The organism is Pedobacter heparinus (assembly GCF_032678725.1).
Classification (GTDB): domain Bacteria; phylum Bacteroidota; class Bacteroidia; order Sphingobacteriales; family Sphingobacteriaceae; genus Pedobacter; species Pedobacter heparinus_A.
This window is the reverse complement of the sequence record NZ_JAVTSC010000009.1, coordinates 235,184-241,762: the sequence shown is the minus strand read 5'-3', so window position 1 is coordinate 241,762 and position 6,579 is coordinate 235,184. Positions and strand designations below refer to the sequence as shown.

Below are 6,579 nucleotides of genomic sequence, written 5' to 3'. Positions count from 1 at the left end.
ACCTGTCCGCTAACCTGCAGGTAATTAGTCCCTTTTTGGGCAAAAGTGATCAATGGAAAAATTGCCAGGACAAAAATCAATAAAGGATGTTTTTTCATAAAATTGAGGTTAATGTATATAGATTTATCTATTAGATAGGTAAAGTTTAGCTATAATAAATTTAAAACAAAAATTGAATAATTAAAAACAGAATTACAGTTTTATCGACATTCATCTCTGATAGTTCTTTCTATAAAATACAAGCTGGCCTTTCAGCTATTTACCAGCATTTTTTTATATTCTTTTGGAGTAATTCCTTTAGCCATTTTAAAAAACTTGTTAAAATTAGACAGGCTGTTAAAGCCAGAAGTATAGGCCAGCTCACTAATTTGCTGATCGGTTTCTGCTATTAATTTACAGGCATGCCCAATTCTTACCTCGTTTAAAAAAATAACAAAAGTTTTTCCGGTACGGTTTTTAAAATACCTGCAAAAGGCCTGTTTATTCATGTTACTTACCTCTGCTACTTGGCTAAGCAAAATATCTTTGTTAAAATTATCAAAAACGTACTTCAAAATTTTGTCCATTCTATCATTATCCTTTAATTGATAATTATTAGTGTAACCGGGACTGGTAAGCAGTTGGTAATCTTTGGTATTGCAAAGCAACTTTAAAATTTCTAATACACCTATCAAACGGCCAATCTCTTCCATTTCAGCCGCAATTCTAAGCAGCACCTGAGTCACTTCCCTCTTAGCAATAATACCGAACTTCATCCCTCGCCTGGCAAGCTGAAAAAAGTTTTTTATGCGCTGTATATTCTCCGGCTCCTTAAAAACAGCTAACATTTTTTCGGGATGTATAAAAAGCGAAACCGACCGCGCATGTGCACTCTTAGGCGCATCATCAAAATATTGCTTGCTGTTGTGCCATACATGGGGCAAATTAGAGCCTACAAAAATCAATTCGTCATTTCCAAAATTAGCGATGCTGTCTCCAATCATGACCCGTCCTTCGCTTTCCAAGGTATAAGTCAGCTGGCATTCTTCATGAAAATGGAAATCGGTACTAAAATATGGGGCATCAACCAATTTTAAACCATAGGCGTCATTTATTTTTCCATCAAGTATTTTAGCAAATACAGGCTTCATTGTACAAATTTTTCAAAAGCAAATTAAAGAATATTCTAAATTACCTATAATAAACAATAAACTATATAATATAGCTAATATAACACTATCATTAGCAAATCAACATCTAGTTAGTTTATATGTTCATCAATAAATTAGCTTTTAAAATATTAACCAAATATTACAAATATGCTTCATAATAAAATCGTCGTGTTAACAGGTGGGGCTGAGGGTATAGGCTGGGAATGTGCAAAGGCCTACGCAAAAGCCGGCGCTACTGTTTGCATTTTAGACAAAAATGAAATACCAATAGACAAGCTCAACGAACTTAAGCCCGGCCAAAAATTAGCTTTAAGCTGCAATTTGACAAACGAAAATGAAGTGGCTTGTGCCCTTGAAACCATCATACAAAAATTTGGCCGCCTGGATGCCATCCATAACAATGCCGCCATCGCACATCCTTCAAAAACGCTTGACCAGACCAGCAATGATGAATGGGATTTATTGATGAACGTTAACTTAAAAAGCATTCTATATACTACCCGATATGGAATTGAGCACCTAAAAAACACGCAGGGAAGTATTTTGAACACCAGTAGCATGGTGGGCAGCATTGGGCAAGATAACCATGCCGTTTATGTAGCCACAAAAGGAGCTATCAATGCATTAACCAAAGCAATGGCTTTAGATTACGCTTCTTATAAAATTAGGGTAAATGCGGTATCTCCTGCGGCAATAAATACACCAACATTGCAAGCCTGGAGCCAGGAACAACCTGAAAAAGAACATATTGAAAAATACCTGAACAGGCTACAACCCTTAGGAGATATGCCTGGGGGTGATGTAATTGCCGATGCATGTGTTTTTCTTTTGAGCAATGCCGCACGTTTCATTACCGGATGCATTTTACCAGTAAGTGGTGGTGCAGAACTAGGCTACAGAACTATCATTTAACCTCATTATTTGCAATGATCAACAAAATAGAAATCAACGATAAACGCTTTGAATTAACTACAGGTGCTGGTAGTGATGCCATACATAAAGATCCCCAATATTCTTATGCCGTAACTCAGCTTACCGAAGATGGGAAAACCGGAACAGGCCTTGCTTTTACACTGGGCGAGGGTAACCATCTGGTTTGTGAGGCCGCATCATTCTACGCTGAAAAATTGAAAGGGCAGAACATTGAAAACCTTATGGCCGATTTTGGTCAGACTTTTCGCACCCTTTCAAACGAACAGCAATTTCGATGGCTGGGGCCACATAAAGGTGTGGTACATTTAGGTCTTGCTTCGGTTACCAATGCCTGCTATGATTTATGGGCGAAAAAACGTGGCGTACCCCTATGGAAATTGTTAATCGATCTCAGCCCTGAAGAAATTGTAAACACCTTAGACCTTTCTTATCTCGAAGATGTTTTAACAAGAGAAGAGGCGATAGATTTACTGCAAGGAGAAGCGGATGCTAAAAAAACAAGAGAGAAAATAACAGCTATTGGTTATCCGGGATATGATACTTCTGTAGGCTGGTTTAATTACGACGACGAAAAGGTACGCGAGAACTGTAAAAAAGCCATAGACAGTGGATTCACTGCCATGAAGTTAAAAGTTGGGTCCCTAGATCCGCAAAGAGATATCCGCCGTGCGAATATTGTTCGGGAAGTAGCTGGCGACAACATAAAAGTGATGCTGGACGCCAACCAGCAGTGGACATTGCCACAGGCCATTTCTATTTGCAATGAACTTAAAAAGATGAATCCTTATTGGATTGAAGAACCAACGCACCCTGACGATGTATTGGCACACAAAACGCTGGCAGAAGAAATTGCACCTATAAAACTAGCCCTGGGCGAACACGTACCTAACCGCATTATTTTTAAAAATTACCTCCAAGCCGGTTGTACCGGCTTTGCGCAGGTTGATGCCGTTCGTGTAGGCGGTGTAAGCGAATTTATTACCATTAGCTTAATGTGCAAAAAATTTGGGGTACCGGTTGTACCCCATGTTGGTGATATGGGCCAGTTGCACCAGCATCTGGTATTATTTAACCACATTGCCATGGGGCACAATGCATTGTTTTTAGAACATATCCCGCACTTAAAGCAGCACTTCGTAAATCCCATCAATATACAAAATGGAGTTTACATTACCCCACAAGAACCAGGCAGCAGCTGCGATTTAAAATAAAACAACCACTAAATTTAACCAGATATGATTAGCACTATTGATACGTGGATTACCATTGCCTACATTGTGTTCATTGTAACCATTGGTCTTTGGGCCGGAACCAAAAAGAATAACGGTAAGGGGAGTTCATCTAATGAGTATTTTTTAGCAGGGAAAACTTTAAAATGGCCGATGATTGGCCTCGCATTATTCGCGACTAATATTTCATGCCTGCACCTGGTAAGTCTGGCACAAAGTGGCTTTGATACCGGTCTGCTTAATGGAAACTTTGAGTGGATGGCTGCTTTTACTTTAATACTATTAGCGCTTTTTTTTATTCCCTTTTATATCAGGTCCGGGATTACGACCCTTCCGGATTTTTTAGAGAAAAGATACAACAGGGCATGTAGAGATTGGCTGGCCTTTATTTCTATCATTTCAGCAGTAATTATCCACATCGCCTTTTCATTTTTAGCCGGGGGAATTGTACTCGAAACCCTTTTTGGCATCAACATGTATAACAGCATTATCGCAATTGCATTAGTTACAGGTTTATATACGATTATCGGGGGCCTTAGAGCAGTAGTCGTTACCGAAACTATACAGAGCGTGGTCTTAATAGCCGGAGCAATTATCATCACGACCTTTTCCTGGAACAAACTGGGCGGTTGGGAACATTTAACCACAACACTACAGCAAAATAATGCCATGCATAAATTAAGTATGATCAGGCCAATAGGTGATCAAAGTGGTATGAGCTGGATAGCTGTATTTCTAGGCTATCCCGTATTGGGCATTTGGTATTGGTGTGCTGATCAAACCATTGTACAGCGGGCATTGGGCGCTAAAGACGAAAACCATGCTAAAGCAGGAGTTCTGTTTTGTGGCTTTATTAAAATATTACCTGTGTTTATTTTTGTTTTGCCAGGACTTTTCGCCTATGCATTATTCAAATCCGGCCAAATGGATTTAAGCTCTTTGCAAACTACCGGTGTTAATGGAGAACAAGTTATGAACACCAAGGGTATTTACACCTTGATGATTACCCAGTTATTGCCAAAAGGATTAGTCGGTGTTTTGGTAGCGGCATTATTGTCTGGTTTAATGAGTCAGATTGCTGGTGCCTTAAATTCAATTGCCACGTTAAGCAGCTTTGATCTGTACAAGCGCTATTATCCGGAAGCTTCAGATACTAAAATGGTTAAAGTTGGCCGGATTTCGGCTGCCGTAGCATTAGCAGTTTCGTTGGCCTTGTTACCATTACTAAATCAATACGAAAGTCTTTTTGCCGGAATAAATGATATCATCGCGCATATTGCACCACCAATTACCTGTGTATTCCTATTAGGAGTATTTTGGAAAAAGGCCTCAGGTAAGGCAGCCCAATATACGCTGTGGCTCGGCTCGGTTTTGGGGGTCGTAGTTTTTGCCCTTAACAAACTGGACCTGGATACCTTAATAGGCAAAATCCCTTTCATGATGATGGCCTTCTACCTTTTCTGCGTATGCACCATCATTCAAGTTACACTCTCTTACGTTTACCCTGTGCAACATACCGAGGATAGTAAAAAATTGTATTGGAACTCTATTTGGGAACCTTTACAAGTAAAAGGTTGGAGCGGCATAGGCAATTACAAAGTCTTATCCGTGTTACTTTTAGCCATAATGGCGGTACTGTATGTATTTTTCAAATAATACATTTTCACAAAAGAACAGAAATGTTATGAACAAAACTAAATTCCTACCAGTGGTACTAGGTATCATTTTGATGTTTGCCTCTTGCACACAATCGCCTGAAAAAACAGTTTCGACAGTTGCCGATACAATCAAAGTAGAACGCTACGGCATGGTTACCGGTTTAAAATCAGACAAAGTTGAGCACTACAAAAAATTACACGCTGCAGTATGGCCCGAAGTATTAAAAAAAATCACGGAATGTAATATCCGCAATTACTCTATCTACCTCAAAGAGATTGATGGAAAACCATACCTGTTTAGCTATTGGGAATATACCGGAAAGGATTTTGCTGCCGATATGAAGTTTATGGCTGCAGATACCACCACACAACGCTGGTGGAAAGAAACAGCACCAACACAGGTGGCCTTACCCGATGCCGCTGCCAAAGGAGAAACCTGGAGCCGGATGGAAGAGGTATTCCATGAAGATTAACTAATGACAACTCAAAACAAACATCAAATCCTGATCAAATGACCATGTCTTCAGCAAAAATAAAGAGCTATAGCATCTACTCGGCAAAAAGCAAACTTAAAAAACCCATATCCGATGCCACACACACTTTAACAGAAATATCTTTCCTAGTACTAAGACTGGAATTGGAAAATGGCATTATTGGTGAGAGTTACCTCCTATCGTTCCAGTATTCACCCAATGCCATTGCAGGCGCACTAAAAGATGCGCTACCCAGCATAATTGGTTACGAAGCCAACCAAATGGGACAAGTATCCCGGCAATTGGCACACGGTTCCGAATATTTTGGCCATAATGGCATAAACAAATGGGCGGCCGCAGCCATTAATATTGCCATGTGGGATGCCTGGTCGCGAACGCTGGATGTTCCCATCTGGAAAATGTTTGGATTGCACCGGGACAAATGTGCCATTTACGGTAGCGGAGGCTGGCTATCGTACACCACCGATGAACTGATTGAAGAAGTAAGCAACTATAAAAAAAGGGGCTTTAAAGCTGTAAAAATAAAAGTGGGTTCGCCCAACTGGCAAACAGATATAGAGCGTTTAAAATTGGTAAGAGAGGCCATAGGTGATAACATTAACATTATGATGGATGCCAACCAGGGGATGCAGGCCCCACAAGCTATACAGCTGGCCCGCAAAGCTGCTGAGCTAAATATTTACTGGTTTGAAGAACCTTTGAATCACCAGAATTTTGATGGCTATCAAAGCCTAAAGGCACAAACTGGTATTTCTTTGGCTATGGGCGAAAGAGAGTATGATACTTTGCCTTTATTAGAGCTTGCAAAAAGAAACGCTATAGATATTTGGCAGCCTGATATTTTGCGCATTGGTGGTGTTGATGCCTGGCGGGAAAGCGCCGCCCTGGCTGCAGCATACCACATCCCTGTACTACCGCATTATTACAAAGATTATGATGTGCCTTTGGTATGCACCATTGCCAATGGCGTAGGAGTAGAAAGCTTTGATTGGATAGATGGCCTTATAGATAACCCAATGTTGGTAAAAGATGGCTATGCTTACCCACACCAACAAGCTGGCTGGGGTTTCAGATTTTTAGATGAGCATTTAACCAGGATAAAATAGCAATTAAA

6 protein-coding genes are annotated in these 6,579 nt (G+C 40.2%); 5 read left to right on the top strand and 1 reads right to left on the bottom strand.

Going from position 1 to position 6,579, the window contains the following annotated elements; translation table 11 throughout:
* Positions 1–251: 251 nt before the first annotated feature.
* Complete coding sequence (locus R2Q85_RS15285; RefSeq protein WP_316812667.1) at positions 252–1,130, bottom strand: AraC family transcriptional regulator; 879 nt, start codon at positions 1,128–1,130, stop codon at positions 252–254.
* A gap of 168 nt (positions 1,131–1,298) precedes the next feature.
* Here R2Q85_RS15285 and R2Q85_RS15280 point away from each other — a divergent pair, with 168 nt between their 5' ends.
* From R2Q85_RS15280 to R2Q85_RS15260, 5 genes are read left to right on the top strand one after another with little or no spacing between them, the layout of a single operon-like run.
* A complete protein-coding gene (locus tag R2Q85_RS15280; RefSeq protein WP_316812666.1) occupies positions 1,299–2,063 on the top strand; it encodes an SDR family NAD(P)-dependent oxidoreductase in 765 nt (254 codons plus the stop codon).
* A 14-nt stretch (positions 2,064–2,077) separates the two neighbouring features.
* Positions 2,078–3,295 (top strand): enolase C-terminal domain-like protein, encoded by a 1,218-nt coding sequence (locus R2Q85_RS15275; RefSeq protein WP_316812665.1) that lies wholly within the window; start codon positions 2,078–2,080, stop codon positions 3,293–3,295.
* A 24-nt stretch (positions 3,296–3,319) separates the two neighbouring features.
* A complete protein-coding gene (locus R2Q85_RS15270; protein WP_316812664.1) occupies positions 3,320–4,969 on the top strand; it encodes a sodium:solute symporter in 1,650 nt (549 codons plus the stop codon).
* A 28-nt stretch (positions 4,970–4,997) separates the two neighbouring features.
* On the top strand, positions 4,998–5,444 hold the full coding sequence (locus R2Q85_RS15265; RefSeq protein ID WP_316812663.1) for an L-rhamnose mutarotase: 447 nt from the start codon (positions 4,998–5,000) through the stop codon (positions 5,442–5,444).
* Positions 5,445–5,482: 38 nt separating this feature from the next.
* Positions 5,483–6,571 carry a mandelate racemase/muconate lactonizing enzyme family protein gene (locus tag R2Q85_RS15260; protein WP_316812662.1) on the top strand — a complete coding sequence of 363 codons (1,089 nt, stop codon included), beginning with the start codon at positions 5,483–5,485 and terminating at the stop codon, positions 6,569–6,571.
* The last annotated feature ends 8 nt before the right edge of the window (positions 6,572–6,579 follow it).

What these genes read in the sequence shown, in the direction of transcription:
- R2Q85_RS15285 (WP_316812667.1), bottom strand. Translation starts at nt 1,130, where the DNA reads ATGAAGCCTGTATTTGCTAAAATACTTGATGGAAAAATAAATGACGCC.
- R2Q85_RS15280 (WP_316812666.1), top strand. Translation starts at nt 1,299, where the DNA reads ATGCTTCATAATAAAATCGTCGTGTTAACAGGTGGGGCTGAGGGTATA.
- R2Q85_RS15275 (WP_316812665.1), top strand. Translation starts at nt 2,078, where the DNA reads ATGATCAACAAAATAGAAATCAACGATAAACGCTTTGAATTAACTACA.
- R2Q85_RS15270 (WP_316812664.1), top strand. Translation starts at nt 3,320, where the DNA reads ATGATTAGCACTATTGATACGTGGATTACCATTGCCTACATTGTGTTC.
- R2Q85_RS15265 (WP_316812663.1), top strand. Translation starts at nt 4,998, where the DNA reads ATGAACAAAACTAAATTCCTACCAGTGGTACTAGGTATCATTTTGATG.
- R2Q85_RS15260 (WP_316812662.1), top strand. Translation starts at nt 5,483, where the DNA reads ATGACCATGTCTTCAGCAAAAATAAAGAGCTATAGCATCTACTCGGCA.